This is a genomic window from Gammaproteobacteria bacterium (genome assembly GCA_021647245.1).
Classification (GTDB): domain Bacteria; phylum Pseudomonadota; class Gammaproteobacteria; order RBG-16-57-12; family RBG-16-57-12; genus JAFLJP01.
On the sequence record JAKIVC010000019.1, the window covers coordinates 1 to 19,252 of the forward strand.

General features: G+C 52.0%; 15 protein-coding genes. 7 read left to right on the top strand and 8 right to left on the bottom strand.

Going from position 1 to position 19,252, the window contains the following annotated elements; genetic code table 11:
* Both L3J94_06835 and L3J94_06840 read left to right on the top strand, forming a co-directional pair.
* Positions 1-1,415 (top strand): type I restriction-modification system subunit M (locus L3J94_06835; GenBank protein ID MCF6218457.1); only part of this gene is annotated, 1,415 nt, incomplete at its 5' end.
* A gap of 124 nt (positions 1,416-1,539) precedes the next feature.
* A complete protein-coding gene (locus tag L3J94_06840) occupies positions 1,540-2,763 on the top strand; it encodes a glycosyltransferase family 4 protein (GenBank protein MCF6218458.1) in 1,224 nt (407 codons plus the stop codon).
* Between the two features lie 167 nt (positions 2,764-2,930).
* Here L3J94_06840 and L3J94_06845 read toward each other — a convergent pair whose 3' ends face one another.
* From L3J94_06845 to L3J94_06865, 5 genes are all read right to left on the bottom strand, one after another.
* Positions 2,931-3,236: a P-II family nitrogen regulator gene (locus tag L3J94_06845; GenBank protein MCF6218459.1), complete on the bottom strand. Its 306-nt coding sequence runs from the start codon at positions 3,234-3,236 to the stop codon at positions 2,931-2,933.
* The gene (locus L3J94_06850; GenBank protein MCF6218460.1) at positions 3,233-6,310 is read right to left on the bottom strand and encodes a CusA/CzcA family heavy metal efflux RND transporter; all 3,078 of its coding nucleotides are present in this window, start codon (positions 6,308-6,310) and stop codon (positions 3,233-3,235) included. Before L3J94_06850 ends, L3J94_06845 begins: the two co-directional genes overlap by 4 nt.
* A gap of 3 nt (positions 6,311-6,313) precedes the next feature.
* Positions 6,314-7,432, bottom strand: a complete 1,119-nt coding sequence (locus L3J94_06855) for an efflux RND transporter periplasmic adaptor subunit (protein MCF6218461.1) — start codon at positions 7,430-7,432, stop codon at positions 6,314-6,316.
* Positions 7,429-8,697, bottom strand: a complete 1,269-nt coding sequence (locus tag L3J94_06860; GenBank protein MCF6218462.1) for a TolC family protein — start codon at positions 8,695-8,697, stop codon at positions 7,429-7,431. Before L3J94_06860 ends, L3J94_06855 begins: the two co-directional genes overlap by 4 nt.
* Before the next feature lie 162 nt (positions 8,698-8,859).
* Complete coding sequence (locus L3J94_06865; GenBank protein MCF6218463.1) at positions 8,860-9,267, bottom strand: hypothetical protein; 408 nt, start codon at positions 9,265-9,267, stop codon at positions 8,860-8,862.
* Between the two features lie 135 nt (positions 9,268-9,402).
* On the opposite strand from L3J94_06865, the gene L3J94_06870 reads away from it, so the two are divergent.
* Together L3J94_06870 and yegQ are read left to right on the top strand one after the other, a co-directional pair.
* Positions 9,403-11,538 (top strand): FAD-dependent oxidoreductase, encoded by a 2,136-nt coding sequence (locus L3J94_06870; protein MCF6218464.1) that lies wholly within the window; start codon positions 9,403-9,405, stop codon positions 11,536-11,538.
* A 102-nt stretch (positions 11,539-11,640) separates the two neighbouring features.
* Positions 11,641-12,987, top strand: a complete 1,347-nt coding sequence (yegQ, locus tag L3J94_06875) for a tRNA 5-hydroxyuridine modification protein YegQ (protein MCF6218465.1) — start codon at positions 11,641-11,643, stop codon at positions 12,985-12,987.
* 11 nt (positions 12,988-12,998) lie between these two features.
* On the opposite strand, the gene L3J94_06880 is transcribed toward yegQ, so the two are convergent.
* Positions 12,999-13,910 carry a sel1 repeat family protein gene (locus L3J94_06880; GenBank protein MCF6218466.1) on the bottom strand — a complete coding sequence of 304 codons (912 nt, stop codon included), beginning with the start codon at positions 13,908-13,910 and terminating at the stop codon, positions 12,999-13,001.
* Between the two features lie 161 nt (positions 13,911-14,071).
* On the opposite strand from L3J94_06880, the gene L3J94_06885 reads away from it, so the two are divergent.
* Positions 14,072-14,329, top strand: coding sequence for a hypothetical protein (locus L3J94_06885; GenBank protein MCF6218467.1), 258 nt, complete (start codon positions 14,072-14,074; stop codon positions 14,327-14,329).
* A 99-nt stretch (positions 14,330-14,428) separates the two neighbouring features.
* Here the strand turns inward: L3J94_06885 and L3J94_06890 are convergent, their stop codons facing one another.
* Both L3J94_06890 and L3J94_06895 read right to left on the bottom strand, forming a co-directional pair.
* Entirely contained in the window at positions 14,429-15,091 is a 663-nt protein-coding gene (locus L3J94_06890) for a flagellar motor protein MotB (protein MCF6218468.1), read from the bottom strand.
* A 145-nt stretch (positions 15,092-15,236) separates the two neighbouring features.
* Entirely contained in the window at positions 15,237-16,658 is a 1,422-nt protein-coding gene (locus L3J94_06895; GenBank protein ID MCF6218469.1) for a Glu/Leu/Phe/Val dehydrogenase, read from the bottom strand.
* A 461-nt stretch (positions 16,659-17,119) separates the two neighbouring features.
* On the opposite strand from L3J94_06895, the gene L3J94_06900 reads away from it, so the two are divergent.
* Positions 17,120-17,350 carry a zinc ribbon domain-containing protein gene (locus L3J94_06900; GenBank protein ID MCF6218470.1) on the top strand — a complete coding sequence of 77 codons (231 nt, stop codon included), beginning with the start codon at positions 17,120-17,122 and terminating at the stop codon, positions 17,348-17,350.
* Positions 17,351-17,468: 118 nt separating this feature from the next.
* Positions 17,469-19,250: an aspartate--tRNA ligase gene (gene aspS / locus L3J94_06905; protein MCF6218471.1), complete on the top strand. Its 1,782-nt coding sequence runs from the start codon at positions 17,469-17,471 to the stop codon at positions 19,248-19,250.
* Positions 19,251-19,252: the final 2 nt, after the last annotated feature.

The following is a 19,252-nucleotide window of genomic DNA, read 5'->3' on the forward strand; positions in this document are numbered from 1 at the left end:
CACTGGCCATCTGGTATGAAGATAACAGTGCGGATATTGCCGACTTTGAAAAACAAATGCGCCTCAAGGTGCATTATGTCATCGAGCCGCAATTTCTGTGGAGCAGTATTGCCGAAATGGCGCGCACCCAACACGATGATTTGCTGGATACGCTGTGGAATGGCTTTAAGTATATTGAAGAAAAATCCTTCGAGAGTACCTTTCAAGGGTTGTTCTCGGAAATCAATCTGCACTCGGAAAAGCTGGGCAAAACACCCAAAGCACGCAATGAAAAGCTCTGTACCATTATCCAGAAAATCGCCGAAGGCATTGCCGAGTTCAGTAGTGACAGCGATGCGCTGGGTGATGCCTATGAATACCTGATCGGTCAGTTTGCCGCCGGTTCTGGTAAAAAGGCGGGTGAATTTTACACCCCGCAACAGATTTCCAGCATCCTCTCCGCCATTGTCACGCTGGACGGACATGAGCCCGCCACCGGCAAAAAGAAAAAGCTCAAGCGGGTGCTGGATTTCGCCTGTGGTTCGGGTTCGCTATTGCTTAATGTGCGCAAAAAAATGGGGTCGCACGGTATCGGCAAAATTTACGGCCAGGAAAAAAATATCACTACCTACAACCTGGCGCGTATGAACATGCTGCTGCACGGCGTGAAAGATGCCGAGTTCGACATTCACCACGGTGATTCACTGCTGAATGAGTGGGATTTGTTGAATGAAATGAACCCCGCCAAAAAACTGCAATGTGATGCCGTGGTTGCCAACCCGCCGTTTAGTTATCGCTGGAAGCCAACGGACGCACTGGGCGAAGATTTCCGTTTTAAAAGCTACGGCCTGGCACCCAAATCAGCTGCTGATTTCGCCTTTTTGTTGCACGGTTTTCACTTTCTCAGTGATGACGGCGTGATGGCGATTATTCTGCCCCACGGTGTTCTGTTCCGAGGTGGTGCTGAGGCGCGTATTCGTACCAAGCTACTCAAAGACCAGCATATCGACACCGTGATCGGTCTGCCGGCCAATCTGTTTTTCTCTACCGGTATCCCGGTTTGTATTCTGGTGTTAAAACGCTGCAAGAAACCGGATGATGTGCTGTTTATCAATGCCAGCGAACATTTTGAAAAAGGTAAACGACAAAACCGTCTGTTGCCTGAGCATATCGACAAGATCATCGATACCTACCAATACCGTAAAGAAGATACGCGTTACGCCCGTCGTGTTTCGATGGAAGAGATTGAAAAGAACGATTACAACTTGAATATTTCCCGTTATGTGAGCACCGCCAAGCCAGAGAAAAAAGTTGATTTAAAAGTTGTAAATGATGAGCTTGTTGGCCTTGAAAAGAATATTGTAGAGACCACCCGTAAACATAATGAATTTCTTAAAGCACTCGGTTTGCCTCTACTGCCTTTTGAGACAAAATAATGTAGGTGAAAATTTGGGTTGCTTTTCACCCTGAAGAGTCGCCTGCTGCCAGCTTGAGGGTCGCCAGGCAGGAGACGGCCGGCCCCTTACTGCTCCTAATCTTCAACAGCAACGAGACTGCTTTATGCCGCACCTTCTGATTATTGGCTCTGTCTGGCCTGAGCCGCGCTCTTCTGCGGCAGGCGTTAACATGATGACGTTAATTCGGTTGTTTGTGGATCAGCAGTGGTCCATCACCTTTGCTTCGGCAGCTAACCCAACGACACATATGTCAGATATTGAAGCCTTGGGTGTTTCGACCGCGACGATTAAGCTTAACAGTGCCTGCTTTGATCTGTTTATGGTTGAACTACAGCCAGATGTCGTGTTGTTCGACCGCTTTATGACCGAGGAACAGTACGGCTGGCGGGTAGCAGAGCAAGTACCTGAGGCTCTGCGCATTTTGGATATGGAGGATCTGCACTCATTGCGTCTGGCACGTCAGCAGGCGCTTAAACAGCAGCGGCCATTTTCTCTGAATGATCTACAGAGCGAGGTGGCTTTCCGTGAGGTGGCGGCGATCTACCGTTGTGATCTGAGCCTGGTGGTTTCAGATTATGAGTTGCAGATACTGACTGAGCAGCTGGGTGTTCCGGCCACGCTGTTGCACCACCAGCCTTTTATGCTGGAGGCACCCTTTGCAGCAGAGGGGCTGCCGAGCTTTGAACAGCGCCAGCACTTTCTGGCTATAGGTAATTTTCGCCACCCCCCTAACTGGGATTCAGTGCTGTGGCTAAAGCAGACTCTGTGGCCCGCCATTCGACAGGCGCTTCCCCAGGCAGAGCTACATATTTACGGTGCATACCCACCCCCTAAAGCGACTCAGCTTCATAATCCCAAACAGGGCTTTCATGTTAAAGGTTGGGTCGACGATGCCATGCAGGTGATGCGCGAGGCCAGAGTCTGTCTGTCACCCTTACGCTTTGGGGCCGGTATAAAAGGTAAGCTAGCCGATGCGATGCGTTGTGGTACACCCAATGTGACCACCGCCATTGGTATGGAGGCGATGCACGGTGGCCTCCCCTGGGGAGGGCTGGTTGCTGATGAGGTGAGCTATTTTGTGGCGGCGGCTGTTGAGTTATACAGCGATCAGCGGTTGTGGCAGCAGAAGCAACGCGCAGGTTTTTTGATTGTTGAGCAGTTTTTTAATAAGGAGAGGCGAGGTACTGCGCTGTTAGAAAAAGTTAACCAGTGTTTGGTGCAACGTGAACAGCGGCGGCGCAATAATTTTACAGGGCAGATGTTGCAGCATCATCAATATAAAAGCACTCGCTATATGTCGCTGTGGATTGCGGAGAAGCAGCGGTGATGAGTGTCACCTTAGAAGAGGTTTTTCAATCAGTGTAAAAAGTTACTGGGCTTTCAGCTGGCTATCATTTTGTGCAGAGATGCCGTTGTTGAGTGACGCCATTTCTTATTGTGAAGTGTGCCCCCTTACACAGGATGTGTAAGGGGGCTTTTTTGTTCAGGGCTTATTTATAGTCGCCCCTGTTGTTCTACCGGACTAACCCAGTAAATGCCTTGCCCGCTTAGGCTATTCTGGCCGGTTATCGCGGTGATGACTTGGTTGACATCTTCATCTTTCAGTAAAATATCGACCCGAACTCGCGGTATATAGCCGACCACTTTGTCCTGTGCTGAGAGGAAGGGATCCTCCTCACTGAATTCGGAGTGGCCTTCTACAGGGCTAAAGGTGAAACCGGTGACCTGTTCGAGTGCCCGCAGGTTATCGGCCAGTGTCTGCTGGGCACTCGCGTGTATCACGATGCTGAGATTTTTCATAGCTGTGCTCCTTTGCGCTGCTCTTTGCGCCCTTCAAGCCAGGCGTAGAGGGTAGGCAGTAGAATAAGGGTGAGCAGTGTCGAGGTGAACAGGCCACCAATAACAACCACTGCCAGTGGCCGTTGCAGCTCAGAGCCTGGCCCGGTGGCGGTGAGTAGTGGCACCAGCCCTAAGCTGGCGATGAGTGCGGTCATCAGCACCGGCCGCAGCCGTCGCTCTGCACCCTCTTGTACCGCCTCGAGCACCGTGCGGCCCGCTTCACGCAGCTGGTTGAAGTAACTCACCATCACGACGCCGTTGAGTACGGCGACCCCGAACAGGGTGATGAAGCCTACCGAGGCGGGCACTGATAGATAGAGCCCGGAGAAGTAGAGGGCGACCACACCGCCGATCATGGCAAAGGGGATGTTGAGGATGATCAACCCCGCTTGTCCCAGTGAGCGGAAGGTGGTGAAGAGCATTAAAAAGATCAACACAATCGCCAGAGGGACGACCAGTGCGAGGCGCTGTGCAGCCCGCTGTTGATTCTCAAACTGCCCACCGAAGGTGACATAGTAGCCCTGTGGCAGTTGTACTTGCTGCTCTATTGTGTGACGTACCTCCTCTACAAAGCTGACCACATCGCGGCCTTCAACATTGGATTGAATCACCACCAGCCGCTTGGCGGACTCTCGTGAGATAACCACCGGGCCATCCACTTCGCTTATATCAGCGAGGCTGCTAAGTGGGATTCTGTGGCCATTGGGTGCGCTGACCAGGAGTGCACTGATCGCCTGGGGTGAGGTGCGCACCTGCTCAGGGTAGCGTAGTAACACGCCAATTCGCTGGCTCCCTTCGATCACTTCGGTGACCACTTGGCCACCCACCGCAACTTCGATAAGGCGGTTGATGTCTTCAATGTTGATACCAAAGCGGGCGATCGATGCCGGGCGAATCTCAATCTGTAGGTAGACTTGGCCTGAGAGCTGGTTGCGAAAGACATCAACCGCACCCGGTATATTATTGATCAGCTCTTCGATCTGCTTGGATTTTTCTTCAAGCAGGCTCAGGTCGTCGCCATAGAGTTTAATTGCCATGGCGGCGCGCACACCGGTCAGCATCTCAGAGACGCGCATATCAATGGGCTGGGTGAAGGCGTAGTCGATGCCGATAAACGTGTCCAGCTTTTCACGCAGGTTTGCTTGAAACTCCTCGAGTGTAATGGTCCATTCACTTCTTGGTTTGGTGATCAGGAAGTTATCTGTTTGGTTAAGATCCATGGGGTCCATACGCAACTCATCGGCACCGGTTCGCGAGACGATACCGGTCACTTCAGGAAGCTCCATAATCGCTTTTTGATACGGTGCATCCAGCTCCAGTGAGCGCTCCAGTGAGATGCTGGGTAGCTTTTCGATGATCACCACCGTGGTGCCTTCATCCATCACTGGCATGAACTCTCGACCGATCATGGTAAACAGCACGGCAGAAATCGCCAGCCCAACCAGCGCACCGCTAATCGCAACTGCCCGTTGGCGCAGTGCCCAGCGCATTACCGGCAGGTAGACGCTTTTGAGTGCACTGAGGAGGCGGCCATCATCTTCACTCCCACCACGCATTAAGAAGCTGGCGATTACCGGGATAACAGTGAGTGAGAGAATCAGCGAACCGATCAGCGCAAAACTGATGGTCACTGCCAGTGGGGTGAACATTTTACCCTCTAGCCCGGAAAGGCTGAATAGCGGTAAAAAGACCGTGATAATAATCAGGATACCCGAGATAACGGGCGTCGAAACCTCGATGACTGCACGATAGATCAGGTGTAGACGACTGACACCGGGCGGGGCTTTGCTGAGCCGGGTGTGGATATTCTCTACCACCACCACTGCTGCATCAACCAGAATACCGATGGCAATGGCCAAGCCACCCAGTGACATGAGATTGGCACTCACATCAAACAGGCGCATCATGATGAAGGTGAACATCACCGAGAGGGGTAGAATCAGTGCTACGGTGAGTGCGCTTCGGAGGTTGCCCAGCATGACTAATAAGACGATTAACACCAGGATAACCGCCTCACCCAGTGCTTTCTCAACGGTCCAGATGGCATCGTTGACCAGCTCGGTTCGATCATAGAAAGCGCTGATGGTAACCCCTTCTGGAAGGGCTGGTTTTAGCTCTTCAAGGGCCTGCTTGGCCGCCTCTATTGTGGAGCGGCTGTTGGCACCCCGGCGCAGCAGTACCAAGCCGGTGACCACTTCGCCCTCACCATCGGCAGTGACTGCACCGTAGCGTGTTAGTGAGTTGATGCGCACTTCGGCAACATCGCGGATATGTATCGGAATGCCGTTATCGCTGGCCACCGTAATGCTACCGATATCTTCCATGGTGCGCAGCTGGCCGATGGTTCGCACTAAGAGCACTTCATTGTTGCGGTTGATTCGGTCGCCACCCGCATTGCGGTTATTCGCTTGCAGTACACGCTCTAGATCATTGATTTCAAGCCCATAAGAGGCGAGCGCTACAGGGTCGGCAACCACTTCATAGACCTTGACTTCACCACCCAGCGAGTTGACTTCGGCAACCCCATCAACGCCGCGCAGACGTGGGCGGATAATCCGGTCCTGAATTCGGCGTAACTCCTGATTGCTGTAGTCGTCGCCGTTTATGCGGTACATATACCCTTCGCCGAGCGGTGTCGTGATGGGGCCCAGGCCGCCTTCAATACCGGTGGGGAGATCCCCCCAGACCTGATTAAGGCGCTCGGTGACCTGCTGGCGAGCCCAGTAGATGTCGGTGCCATCTTCGAAATCAATCACGATGATGCTCAATGCATACTTAGTGGTCGAGCGCAGTATGGTTTGGCGTGCCAAACCCTGCATCTCCAGCTCGATGGGGTAGGTGATGCGGTTTTCGACCTCGGAGGGCGAAAGCCCCGGAGCCTTAACGATGACCTGCACCTGGGGTGAGGAGATCTCGGGGAAGGCATCGATGGGCAGGGTGTTAAATGCCCACATGCCGGCACCGGTCATTCCCAGCGCCAGTAGTAGCAGCATCAGCCGCTGTACCAGGGCAAAACGAATCAGTGAATGAATCATGGTCTACTCACCTCCCTGGTACTGCCAGTGGGACTTGAGCTCGGCGACACCGTCACTGACCACTTCAACACCGGCGCTGATACCTGATTCAACCTTAACCCAGCCACCTTGAGGCGGACGGACGGTGACTTGGGTTGGCTGGTACTGGCCCGGCCCGGTGACGACAAAGAGGTAGTTTTCATTGCCACGGCGGAAAAGGGCACTTTCTGGAACCATCAAACCTGAATAGCGAGCACCCTCAAGTTGGGCTTGAACATACATGCCGGGGCGTAATAGCCCCTGTTTGTTGTTAATGACCACCCGTCCGGCAAGGGTCTGGCTACTCTCATCCACTTCGCCGCTGAGTGTTTCGAGCTGGCCGTTGAAACTCATTTGTGGGTAGGCGGCCACCTTTAGTGTCGCTTTGGCACCGATCTGAACATCGCTGATGCGCGCAACGGGAATGCGAATATTCGCCCATACCACGCTAAGGTCTGCGATGCGAAAAGCGGTTTCACCCGCCGCCAGCATCTGTCCGTTTTCAGCGCTTACGCTTAATAAAATGCCCTCTGTTGGGCTTATTAGCGGGTATTCAGCGATGTTATCAGGGTGTTGGGCAATCTTTTCAATTTGTGAAGGTGTCATGCCTGTGAGTGTGAGTGCTCGATGGTGCTGGTCGAGTATCGCGTGGGCTGTTTTATATTGGCTGTCAGCGGCGATCAGGCGGCTCTCAGAGACTACGCCATCCTCGCGCAGGCTTTTGATGCGCTGGTAATCGGCCTGCGCCACATCATAGTGAGCCAATGCCGCCAGATAATCGGCTTGTGCCTGGCCCAGGGTGTTGCTGTATAAGATAGCCAGCACTTGGCCTTTACGCACCTGGGTCTGCTCGACTACGTTAAGTTCGGTGACCAGCCCATCAACTACGGGCGAGACACGAAATAGTCGCTGCTGGTCTGCACGCAAGGTGCCATTTACTCGCAGTGTTGCCGCGGCTTGTCGCTCTGTGACGGGGCTAGTGGTCAAATTTGCAGTGCTGATCTGTTGTGGGGTTAACTCCAGTGCGGCTGCCGTCATTGGAAGAAGTATCGCAGGCAGTGTAACCAGTGTGAGCAAAAGGGGGTTTAAGAATAAGCGCTTCATTGTGCGGCTCCTTCATTAATAGACGGTTGTGTGGTGAATAACGAAATACCCGCGCTGCGGCGCAGCTCTGCGGACTCGAGCCAGGCCTCTTGTAACAGCTCAAGATAACGGCTGCGGGCATTGAAATAGGTATCAACGGCATCCACCAGGTTAAGGATTTCAACCTGGCCCGAGGAGAATCCCTTGCGGGTCAGTTGGAATATCTCATTGGCCGGTTCCAGTACATGGTGGCGATAATCGTTCGCTTGCTCAATCAGGTGAGACAAGTGCAGGTGGTTGAGGCGCAGGCGATTACCCAGGTTGCGTTGCAGTGCATTTACCTCAAATTGCGCCTTCTGTCGGGTTGCCTGCGCGGAGTCAATATTACCTGTGCCTCGATCCCACAGCGGTACCGTTACCGATACACCGAGTGCGGTAACATTTTGTCGGCGGTCTCCAACAAAGCTGCGTTCACTGCTTAGCCATATTTCAGGGTCAGAAAAACGATTGGCACGGGCGATGGTCACCCCGTTACGAGCTGCCTCTACGGCTTGGCGAGCAGCCCTAATGGATGAGTGATTTTCAAGCTGGGCCTCCAGCGTTGCCAGGTTGGGTAGGGCGGGTGGCTGGTCGAGCGCCGTCAGCTGTGGGTTGTGGTGACGCCTATTTACCAATGTTTGGAAATCAGAGAGTGATTCGCTGACTTTACCTTCAGCAGAGGTGATGGCTTGCTTGGCGGCCTCGCGTACCATATCAAGGCGTAGCCGTGCCAAGCGAGAGAGATCACCCGCCTGTTCACGGCGCTGGCCAATATGTTGGAACTCATTGGCGGCTTCCAGCTGTTGTTGTGCCAACTGAAAGAGTGCAAGGTGCAGCTGTAGATTGTGGAAAACCTGAGAGGCTTGATACTCCAGCAGCAGCTTCTGCTCGGCGAGCTGTGCTTCAGCCTGCTGAAGGTTGGCTTGCGCCTGTTTGCGCTGTCCCTTGAGGCGGCCCGTTAAAAAAGGGAGTGGTTGACTGATGGTGAATTGGTCAAAATCATGGCCACCGGCACCATCCTCTTTGCCCAGCGAATTGCTGAAGCCCAGCTCAATAGTCGGGTTGGGCCAGACGCCCGCCTGCTGTTTAGCGCCCTGGCGGCTTAGTATTTCGGCTTCAGCCGCTTGGCGCTCGGGTGCCTCCTGCAGCACTTGCTGCACTGTAGTGGTTAAGTCCCACGTCGTCTGGGCGGCAAGGTTACTGCTAAAAAGCAGTATAATGGTGTACTTTAAAATACCTTTTAACACGGTATATCTCCTGAACGCTGGATAAACGGTAACAATCACTGCGTAGGCCATTAATGAGTGGCTAACGACAGGTGTAATGGGAATAGTCGGGTGAAATATAGGTGCAAACTGATCCAAGCGCTATGGCTTAAAATGAAATTACACTATTCCAATCGGGAGGGGTTAACAGGGTGGTGCGCGTGGAGGGGGGGTGAAACGGGCTTTTTGGGAGCTGTATGGCGCGGTAAAGCAGCTTGAGTACTCTTGGCCACGACTTAAAAGGGTAACGAAGAGTATGATGCCGAAGAGTAGCATGACAAACAGGCTATCATTCAGTTTAAGGTTTTTGACCGCGCCATCGGATGAGAGCTCAAATTCGCTATCGGGGCCGTAGAGCAGGTCATTAGTATCAGAGGGCATGATGTGTATGGATACGCCGCCCTCTGCAGGCTCTTCAAGGGCCGCTGAATCGTGCTGTTGGCTATGAGTGAGGTGGCTGTGAAGCGGCAAATTTTGCACAAACAAGAGCGCCAGAATGGTGAGATAGGCCATCCATAATGGTTTAAAGTGTGTGTGAGTGCGGCGGTTCATGGGGTTTTGAGGCAGACTTACTCATGTTTAGTGTAGGGTGATTTTCCATGCCATGTTGTCACCTGTCAACTGTTGTGGATAACTTTTTTTATGTGTGGAAATGTTCAGTGAGTTCAATACAAGGTCGTTCAATAGATGAATTTTAACAAGTGGTTGCTGTTGGCTATGGTTGCGTTGTCGATCACACTGTTTTTTGTTTTTGATCTGGGTGCATTTTTCAGCCTGGATTATTTCAAAAGCCAGCAGAGCGCAATTGCCGAATTTCAAATGGCCAACCCCTGGCAAATGGCCGCCCTTTTCTTTGTTATTTATGTGGTAATGGCGGCGTTGTCGTTGCCGGGGGCGGTAATTATGACGCTGGCGGCCGGTGCCGTGTTTGGCCTGTTATGGGGGGTGATTATCGTCTCCTTCGCCTCCACTATTGGCGCAACTTTGGCATTTTTGGTGTCGCGCTTTCTGCTGCGTGATTGGGTGCAGGCACGTTTTGCTCGCAAATTAAAAGCGATCAACCAAGGGGTGGAGAGGGATGGGGTGTTCTATCTGTTTACCCTGCGCTTAGTGCCGCTCTTTCCCTTCTTTATGATTAACCTGCTGATGGGGCTTACACCACTAAAAACACGCAGCTTCTACTGGGTTAGCCAGCTGGGTATGTTGGCGGGTACAGTGGTGTATGTTAATGCCGGAACCCAGCTGGCGCAGCTGGACTCCGTTGCCGATGTTTTATCCCCGGCTCTGCTCGCTTCGTTTGTTTTGCTGGGCATTTTCCCCTGGATAGCTAAAAGTGTGATCAATCTAGTTAAACAAAACCGGCTCTATAGAGGGTATCGTCCACCGAAAAAGTTTGACCGCAATTTGATTGCCATCGGCGCGGGAGCTGGCGGGTTGGTAAGTACATATATCGCTGCGGCTACCAAGGCAAAGTCATCCCTGATTGAGCGGCATAAAATGGGCGGTGACTGCCTGAATACCGGTTGTGTCCCATCAAAGGCGTTGATCTGTTCAGCCAGATATATAAACCAGATATCACGCTGCAGCGAGTTTGGTATCGGTTCAGCAACGGTTGAGTTTGATTTCGCACAGGTGATGGAGCGGGTGCAACAGGTGATCAAGCAGATTGAACCACATGACTCAGTGGCGCGCTACAGTGCTCTGGGAGTGGATGTCATTCAGGGTGAAGCAAAAATCACTTCGCCCTGGACGGTGGAGGTGAATGGCCAAACGCTGACGACCCGTAATATTGTGATCACCACCGGGGCGCGTCCGCGCATTCCCGAACTGCCGGGGATTGAACAGATTAACTACTTCACCTCAGAGACTATCTGGAGTTTGCGAGCATCTCCTGAGCGGTTGCTGATTATGGGTGGCGGGCCCATCGGTTGTGAGCTGGCGCAATGTTTTGCGCGCCTTGGCAGTCAGGTGACTATTATACAGCGTGATGCCCGCCTCCTGCCCCGTGAAGACGACGATGTCTCTGTCCTGGTTGCAGGGCGTTTTGCTACGGAGGGGGTGGTGGTGAAAACCGCCCATGTGGCTAAGGCGTTTAAAATAGAGGGCGAGCAAAAATCACTGCTGTGTGAGTATCTGGGGGCCGCTGTTGAAATTGAGTTTGACCAGCTACTATTGGCCGTGGGGCGAGAGGCGAACAGTGAGGGTTTTGGTTTGCAGGCGCTGGGTATCGAAACCCGAGGGAATGGCACTATTGAAGTGAATGAGTACTTACAGACAAAATACCCCAATATCTACGCGGTGGGTGATGTTACCGGGCCGTTTCAGTTCACCCACACCGCCGCTCATCAGGCGTGGTATGCCACGGTAAATGCACTGTTTGGTCGCTTGAAAAAGTTTAAGGTGGATTATTCGGTGATCCCCTGGGCGACGTTTACCGAGCCGGAGGTGGCACGGGTGGGGTTGAATGAGCGGGAGGCCAAGGCGCAAGGTGTCGCCTATGAGTTGACCCGATTTGATATGGATGAGCTGGACCGGGCAATTGTTGATAGTGAGGCGCATGGCTTTGTGAAAGTGCTCACGGTGCCGGGTAAAGATAAAATATTAGGCGTGACGATTGTCGGGGAGCGTGCGGCTGATTTGATTGCCGAGTATGTGCTGGCAATGAAGCACGGCTTGGGGCTGAATAAAATCCTCGGCACTATCCATATCTACCCCACCATGACAGAGGCCAATAAGTATGTGGCAGGTGAGTGGAAGCGAACCCATGCTCCCCAGCGGTTGCTGAAATGGGCGGAGCGGTTTCACGGCTGGATGCGCGGGTGAGAGAGACTCTTTTTAGCCCTTTTCAGGGTAACCGCTATCACCAACTCCATCGCTTGGTTATAATCAGCGACTCTATTTTCCAGTACCAAGAAGCTAACACCTATGAAGAAACCTGAGTTACTAGCCCCTGCAGGCACCCTGCATAATATGCGTTATGCCTTCGCTTATGGCGCGGACGCTGTTTATGCCGGACAGCCACGCTACAGTTTGCGAGTGCGCAATAATGATTTTCAGCTGGAAAACCTGCAAATAGGGATTGATGAGGCACACGCACAGGGGAAGCAGTTTTTTGTGGCATCTAACGTCATGCCCCATAACTCAAAAGTAAAAACCTATCTGCGGGATATTGAGCCGGTAATCGCCATGAAGCCAGACGCGTTGATCATGTCTGACCCGGGGCTGATTATGATGGTGCGCGAAACATTTCCTGACCAGGTGATTCATCTCTCGGTGCAGGCGAATGCGGTGAACTATGCGGATGTACAGTTTTGGGAGAAGATCGGCCTCTCGCGGGTGATTCTCTCCCGGGAGCTGTCACTGGATGAGATCGAAGAGATTCGCCAGCGCTGCCCTGATATGGAATTGGAGGTGTTTGTTCACGGCGCACTCTGTATCGCATACTCTGGCCGCTGCTTGTTGTCGGGTTACTTTAACCACCGCGACCCCAATCAGGGCACCTGCACCAACTCCTGTCGTTGGGAGTATAAAATGGAAAATGCAGAAGAGGGTGTGAGTGGCGATATACAAAAGCTCGATTTTGACCCCTTCGCTGCGATGAATCAAACCGGCATCACAGATCTTGGCGGTATGAAAAGACATCCGCTGGCCAATCGTCCCTATTTAATTGAGGAGAAAGGACGACCCGGCGAGAGTATGCCGATCTTTGAAGATGATCACGGCACCTACATTATGAACTCCAAAGATTTGCGTGCGGTGGAGCATGTGCAGCGTCTCGCCGAGATGGGTATCGACTCCCTTAAGATAGAAGGGCGTACCAAATCCCATTACTATGTGGCGCGCACCACACAGATCTATCGTCAGGCGATTGATGATGCGGTGGCTGGCCGACCCTTCAACCCTGAACTGTTTGGTAAGTTGGAGGGGTTAGCCAGCCGGGGTTATACCGACGGCTTTTACCAGCGGCACCACACCGCTGAGCATCAAAATTATATTGATGGCAACTCAAAGGCCAATACCCAGCTGTTTGTAGGTGAGATCAAAGATTATGATGATGAGCGTGGTATGGCGCGGATTTTGGCCAAAAATAAAATAGTGGTGGGGGATGAGTTGGAGTTGATACACCCGGAAGGTAATTACCGCTTCAAACTGGAACAGATGGAAAATCTCAAGGGTCAGCCAGTAACGCAGGCCGCTGGTGGTGGCCATGAAGTGATGATCCCGCTGGAGAAGAGAGCGTTTCAGTATGGTCTGCTGGCTCGATTTCTGTAGTAAAGGGCCGCTTAACCATAACGATTGTAGATGCTGTCCCGCAGGAGTGGCGGATATTTCTTGCGGTTATTTGCCTGAGCACGTTTGAGGTTTTCCAGCTCGCCTCGAGCCAGTTCATGCCCCTGGTTTGCAGCGAGGCGAAGCCACTTGTGGGCGTGGTGCAGATTGCGCAGCACATCACCCGTCTCTAACCCATCCAGATAGATGCGGCCCAAGGTGTATTGTGCTTCACTCTCACCCTTTGCAGCGGCTTTAAAAAACCACTCCATGGCAATAAAGGTATCCTGATGAACCCGGTTGCCTGCCAGGTAAATCTCTCCCAAAGCGATTTGCGCAGCGGCAAAGCCCTGATCGGCCGCTTGTCGATACCACTGGAGTGCCTGCTCAATATTTTGAGCAACCCCGATCCCTTCCCAGTAAAAAATCGCGAGGTAGTTTTGCGCTGCCGGGTCATCCGCATCGGCGGCAAGCTGAAACCAGTATAATGATCTCTCATGATCCGCTGCCGCCAGGCCACCATTGATATATTGCAACCCAAGATAGAGCTGCCCATGAATAAAGCCAGCCTGTGCAGACTCTATATAGAGTTTGAGTGCCATTGCCTTATCGATAGCCACCCCTTCACCATTTTCGTACAGTGTGCCAATCGCAAAGGTTGCTGCGGTATAGTGATTGGCAGCCGCCTTTTCAAACCATCTTTTAGCCTCTACTGCATCACGCTGAACCCCTTGACCCTCCAGATACATAAACCCCAACATATGCTGAATTTCAGCATTTTCTTGCTTTGCAATGGGCAGCCATTGGTCATGGGCCGATGGATAGTCGCCATTTAAATAGGCATCCCAACCAGCGACCTCATCAGCTGCGAGTTGTGGCGGTAGCAGTAAAAGGATTAACAAAATGTTGAAAATAATTTTTTTCATGGTGGTGTCCATTACCAGTGAAAGCCTATTTCCATATTTTTCGGCAGGTAATTGCTAAAGCTTGAGCAAAAACAATAAAAAATATAATGTATATAAGGGCATGTTGATGCTGAGGTAGTACTTAGATCGTGTGAGGGTGTGCCTGGTGTTGGCTTTGGGTCTTGTTCTCTGCGGGTACCTTTGCAGATGATAAGCAGAGTGAGGCATGTGAAGGTTTTGGACCACAAACGCCACGGAATATAGATAGTCAGGCGGGTGGTGATAAGCGTGTTTTTGGTGCAGCTTCCGACTCAAGCGAGGTGAACTTGTGTCATATCCACTTCCACGAAAACGCTGAATATAAAGTCACGGTATTTAGTATTTATACGGGTGATCGCCAGCGGGTAACCAACCCTAAGCTGCTCTTAGATATTAAATAGCCAGCGACGCTGAGCGGCTTAAATGCTCAGACGATAGGTAATAAAAAAGCCGCTACTTGCTGATGCAGTAGCGGCTTTTTGGTGGCGTTTGATCACGCGCTATGGGCGGGGTTTAAAGATGACGGCGCGAATGCGGCGGTTCTTTGCCCGCCCTTCCTTGGTTTGATTGTCTGCAATGGGGCGGGTGTCGCCATAACCGGCAATCGAAATATGGGTTCTGGGTACATCTAGCGCGTAGATCATATATTTAGCTACCGTAGCCGCACGAATGGCGGATAACTCCCAGTTGGAAATATAGCGATATTTGAGCTCTTGGTTGAGGGGGAGGCTGTCGCTGTGCCCCTCGATGCGGATATAGTAGCCAGGGTAACGGTTTAAGGTGGCTGCAATTTCCTTCACCACTGTTTTTCCCTCTGCGGTGAGACTCACCTGAGCCGAAGGGAAGAGGGCGGTTTGATCCAGCTCGATAACGGTAAGGTTTTCTATTTTTTGAACCTTGATATTGTTCTGGCGTAGTGCTTCATCCAAGTCAAGGCGCAACGCTTCAATTTCGGAGCGAGCTTTTTTCTGCTCTCTGTCAGAGAGCTGTTGCTGGCTCTCCAGCTGCTCGTCGTAATCTTTGCGCAGCTGCTGCTGGCTGGCCTCCTCTTGTTGCAGTTGAACCTTGAGTACCTCATTTTCCTCCTTTAGCTCCTTGGTGGAGCAGCCACCTAACAGGAGGGTGGTGGCGAGTATCAAGAGCGTAATTCGGTAGCCGGACATGTTTTTCCCCTACAAAATGTCAATGGTATTGTCTAATATTCATGCTGAACTGGGTTTTAGTGAAATACTGCTTCAATACAAGGGGGAGGTCGTTATTTTGAGGTGTCATTCACTTTCGTGTTGCCTCAGTCTGCTGGGTGCAGGGTTAATAGATGCCAATATCCAGGTAGGTTCGTGAGATTTTTTTCAGCGAAACTACATAGCCTGCGGTGCGTAAATCCGTTACTTTTTCATTGTTGTGAAAAACTTCACGCAGCTCACAATAGCCAGTGCGCATGGTGTCATACAGGCCAGAGCGAACAAAGTCGATCTCTTCTGAACCCTGCTCCATTCCTTCACGAAGCTCATTGGAGATGGTGGTACCGGTCAACTGCTCCAGTAGCGAAGTGAAGTGTTGGTGGCGCAGTTCATCATGGCGGCGCTGCAGGCGGCCAAAGCGGATGTGTGAGATGTTTCGAATCCACTCAAAATAGGAGACGATTACGCCCCCGGCATTGGCAAAAAAGTCGGGAATGATCACCACGCCACGTTGTCGCAGTAGCTCATCTGCACAGTAAGTAATGGGGCCGTTGGCCGCTTCGACAATTAATTTCGCTTTGATTTCACTCGAATTACCTTCGTGGATAACCGCCTCCATCGCGGCGGGAATGAGAATGTCGCAGTCGAGCTTTAAGCCCTCTTCGGTCTCACTGCTAAAGCGTGCATTGGGGAAGTTTTGTAAGGTTTTATGTGCGGTGACGTGTTGATAGATCGCCTCAATATCAAGACCATCCTCATTGTAGAGGTAGCCGTCGCTCTTGATAATACCCACAATTATCGCGCCATCCTCTTTGCTGAGAAACTTTGCCGCATGGTATCCCACATTGCCAAAACCCTGAATGACAATGCGTTTTCCCTTCAACTCACCGCTGAGACCGGCCAGCTTAAGATCTTCCGGGTACCTGAAAAACTCTTGTAGCGCATATTGAACGCCACGTCCGGTCGCCTCTTTGCGGCCGCGAATTCCTCCGTGGTGTACCGGCTTGCCGGTGACACAGGCGAGGTAGTTGATATCTTCCGGGTGCAGATGTTTGTAAGTGTCGGCCATCCACGCCATTTCACGCTCGCCGGTGCCCATGTCCGGGGCAGGGACGTTGGTGGAGGGGCTCAAAAATCCTTTGCGTACCAACTCTAGGGTGAAGCGCCGGGTGATCAGCTGAAGCTCATCGCGAGTATATTTTTTGGGGTCAATGAGCAATGCACCTTTAGAGCCGCCAAACGGAACATCCACCAGGGCGCATTTATAGGTCATGAGTGCCGCCAGGGCTTCCACTTCATCCTGATTAGCATAAGGGGCGTAGCGAATCCCTCCTTTGGCGGGCAGGCGGTGGGTGCTATGTACGGCGCGCCAACCGGTAAATACTTCAATTTTATCGCGGATTTTCACCGGGAATTGAACCTGCAAAACCGAGCTGCAACTCTTGATGGCTTGGGCGGTTCCACTATCAAGCCCGATGACCTGCATCGCTTTATCCGCCATCAGGTTGACGCTTTGGTAGAAGCTTACGTTGCTCTCGCTATCATTCATGCTTTTTCTGCCTTTGAGGTGTTGCGGTGGCTAAAAGGATATTGGCAGCCAGCTTATTATGAACACCTGTAAAAATCAAAATGGCGCTGTAGCCTGAATGATTCATGAAATATCCGGGGCAGATGTTGGCTCGCTCTTGTGCCCACGCAGGGGTCAATACATATCAGGAGGCTGTCGGACTGAGGGTGAATCGACTGCGGAAAAGCCATTCAGGCCCCTTTCTCCGATCCTTTTCGTTGAATATGCCCAATATTCGCCTCAAACGATCAAAAAATGGACTCAAAATGGCTTTCCCTCGCTACGATCACCTCAGTCCGACAGCCTCCCAGAGGCTAAAAGTGGTGCATGGTGTTTTATGGGTTCTGGCCGCTAGGTGAATATTGATTGCGGCAATGGGCGCGACTTAGGGTATAATTTGCAAAATTGAAGCGCTTTTAACAGCCATTAGGGTGTGTTGGTTTATGCCATTTTATGAGTATCGATGTCAGTCGTGTGGGCATCAAGTCGAAGTTTTGCAAAAGCTGAGTGATTCGCCACTGGCGTGTTGCCCTGATTGTGCTGGTACCGAGATGAAGAAGTTGATGTCAGCCTCTGCCGATGTCTCTTCCCAGCGCGAGGGCGCGGGCTCCACTGCGGATGCCGTCCCTCCTTGTATGACCGGTGGTGGCTGCAACGGTTGTCCCACCAACTAGATGAGAAGGTCTGGGTCGGATTTGATGCGGGGATCACAACGCTTGCATGTGGCTCGCTCAATCCGTAGTATTTTCCTCTCTTTTTTATTACTAGCCCGTTTTTTGGAAGGAAAGAATAATGCGTAGCCACTATTGCGGCCATGTGAATGAGTTATTGGTTGACCAGGAAGTACAGCTTTGTGGTTGGGTTCATCGTCGTCGTGATCATGGCGGTGTTATTTTTGTTGATCTGCGTGATCGGGAAGGGTTGGTGCAAATTGTCTTCGACCCAGACAGACATGAGATGTTTGCCGCCGCCGAGCGCATTCGCAGCGAATATGTGTTGCGGGTTGTGGGCAAGGTACGGGCGCGCCCTGAGGGGACAATCAACCCAGAAATGGCAACCGGTCAAATAGAGATTTTAGCCCTTGAACTCGAAGTGCTTAGTCAGGCAGAAACGCCCCCTTTCCAACTGGATGATGAGCGGGTTTCGGAAGAGCATAGACTTCGTTACCGTTATATTGACCTGCGCCGCCCCGAGATGTTTCAGCGTCTGAAGATTCGCTCAGATGTTACCCGTGTGTTGCGTAACTTCCTGGATAATCAGGGCTTCCTTGATGTTGAAACCCCCATCCTGACCAAGGCAACCCCAGAGGGTGCGCGGGATTACCTGGTGCCGAGTCGTACCCACCAAGGCAGCTTTTTTGCGTTGCCGCAGTCGCCCCAGTTGTTCAAGCAGCTGTTGATGGTTTCGGGTATTGATCGCTACTACCAAGTGGTGCGCTGTTTCCGCGATGAAGATCTGCGTGCCGATCGTCAGCCAGAGTTTACACAGCTGGATATTGAGACCTCGTTTATGGATGAGGATCAAATCATGGCGATAACAGAAGATATGTTGCGCGAGGTGTTTGCCAAGGTGCTGGAAGTGGCACTGCCTAACCCATTCCCCCGTATGCCCTATTCCGAAGCGATTAGCCGCTTTGGTGTTGATAAGCCTGATCTTCGCATTCCTTTGGAGCTGGTCGATATCGACGATGTATTAAAGGATGTTGAGTTTAAAGTCTTCTCTGGCCCGGCAAGCGATCCCAAGGGGCGTGTTGCTGCGTTGCGACTGCCCAAAGGTGCCGAGCTAAGCCGTAAAGAGATTGATAACTATACCAAATACGTTGGTATCTACGGTGCTCGAGGCTTAGCGTACATCAAATGCAATGATGTTGCGGCGGGCCGTGAAGGCTTGCAATCACCCATTTTGAAGTTTTTGCCGGATCAGACAATCAAAACAATTATGCAGCGCACCGGCGCAGAAGATGGCGATTTAGTCTTCTTTGGTGCAGATAAAGCAAATATTGTTAATGAGTCACTGGGCGCACTGCGTGTCAAATTGGGGCACGACCGTGGCTTGGTGACACGCGGCTGGAAGCCTCTCTGGGTAGTCGACTTCCCCATGTTTGAGTGGGATGAGAAGGCCAACCGCTATACAGCGCTTCACCACCCGTTCACAGCACCCAGCAGTGATATTTCGCCCGAACAGTTGCAGGACAAGGCGGCCACGGCACTCTCCCGTGCCTATGACTGCGTCTTAAATGGTACCGAAATAGGCGGTGGTTCAATTCGTATCTACCGTGAGGCGATGCAAACAGCCGTTTTCCGCACCCTGGGTATCAGTGACGAAGAGGCGCAGGATAAGTTTGGTTTTCTTTTGGATGCACTCAAACACGGCTGCCCACCCCATGGCGGGCTAGCCTTTGGTCTGGATCGGCTGGTGATGTTGATGACCGGTGCATCATCAATACGCGAGGTGATGGCATTTCCCAAGACGCAGAGTGCCAGCTGTATGTTGACCAGCGCGCCCTCAGCTGTTGATGATAAGCAGTTGCGAGAGCTGGGCATTCGCCAGCGCACCCAGCAGCCATCCGAGTAATA

What these genes read in the sequence shown, in the direction of transcription:
- L3J94_06840 (MCF6218458.1), top strand. Translation starts at nt 1,540, where the DNA reads ATGCCGCACCTTCTGATTATTGGCTCTGTCTGGCCTGAGCCGCGCTCT.
- L3J94_06845 (MCF6218459.1), bottom strand. Translation starts at nt 3,236, where the DNA reads ATGAAAAATCTCAGCATCGTGATACACGCGAGTGCCCAGCAGACACTG.
- L3J94_06850 (MCF6218460.1), bottom strand. Translation starts at nt 6,310, where the DNA reads ATGATTCATTCACTGATTCGTTTTGCCCTGGTACAGCGGCTGATGCTG.
- L3J94_06855 (MCF6218461.1), bottom strand. Translation starts at nt 7,432, where the DNA reads ATGAAGCGCTTATTCTTAAACCCCCTTTTGCTCACACTGGTTACACTG.
- L3J94_06865 (MCF6218463.1), bottom strand. Translation starts at nt 9,267, where the DNA reads ATGAACCGCCGCACTCACACACACTTTAAACCATTATGGATGGCCTAT.
- L3J94_06870 (MCF6218464.1), top strand. Translation starts at nt 9,403, where the DNA reads ATGAATTTTAACAAGTGGTTGCTGTTGGCTATGGTTGCGTTGTCGATC.
- yegQ (MCF6218465.1), top strand. Translation starts at nt 11,641, where the DNA reads ATGAAGAAACCTGAGTTACTAGCCCCTGCAGGCACCCTGCATAATATG.
- L3J94_06880 (MCF6218466.1), bottom strand. Translation starts at nt 13,910, where the DNA reads ATGAAAAAAATTATTTTCAACATTTTGTTAATCCTTTTACTGCTACCG.
- L3J94_06890 (MCF6218468.1), bottom strand. Translation starts at nt 15,091, where the DNA reads ATGTCCGGCTACCGAATTACGCTCTTGATACTCGCCACCACCCTCCTG.
- L3J94_06895 (MCF6218469.1), bottom strand. Translation starts at nt 16,658, where the DNA reads ATGAATGATAGCGAGAGCAACGTAAGCTTCTACCAAAGCGTCAACCTG.
- L3J94_06900 (MCF6218470.1), top strand. Translation starts at nt 17,120, where the DNA reads ATGCCATTTTATGAGTATCGATGTCAGTCGTGTGGGCATCAAGTCGAA.
- aspS (MCF6218471.1), top strand. Translation starts at nt 17,469, where the DNA reads ATGCGTAGCCACTATTGCGGCCATGTGAATGAGTTATTGGTTGACCAG.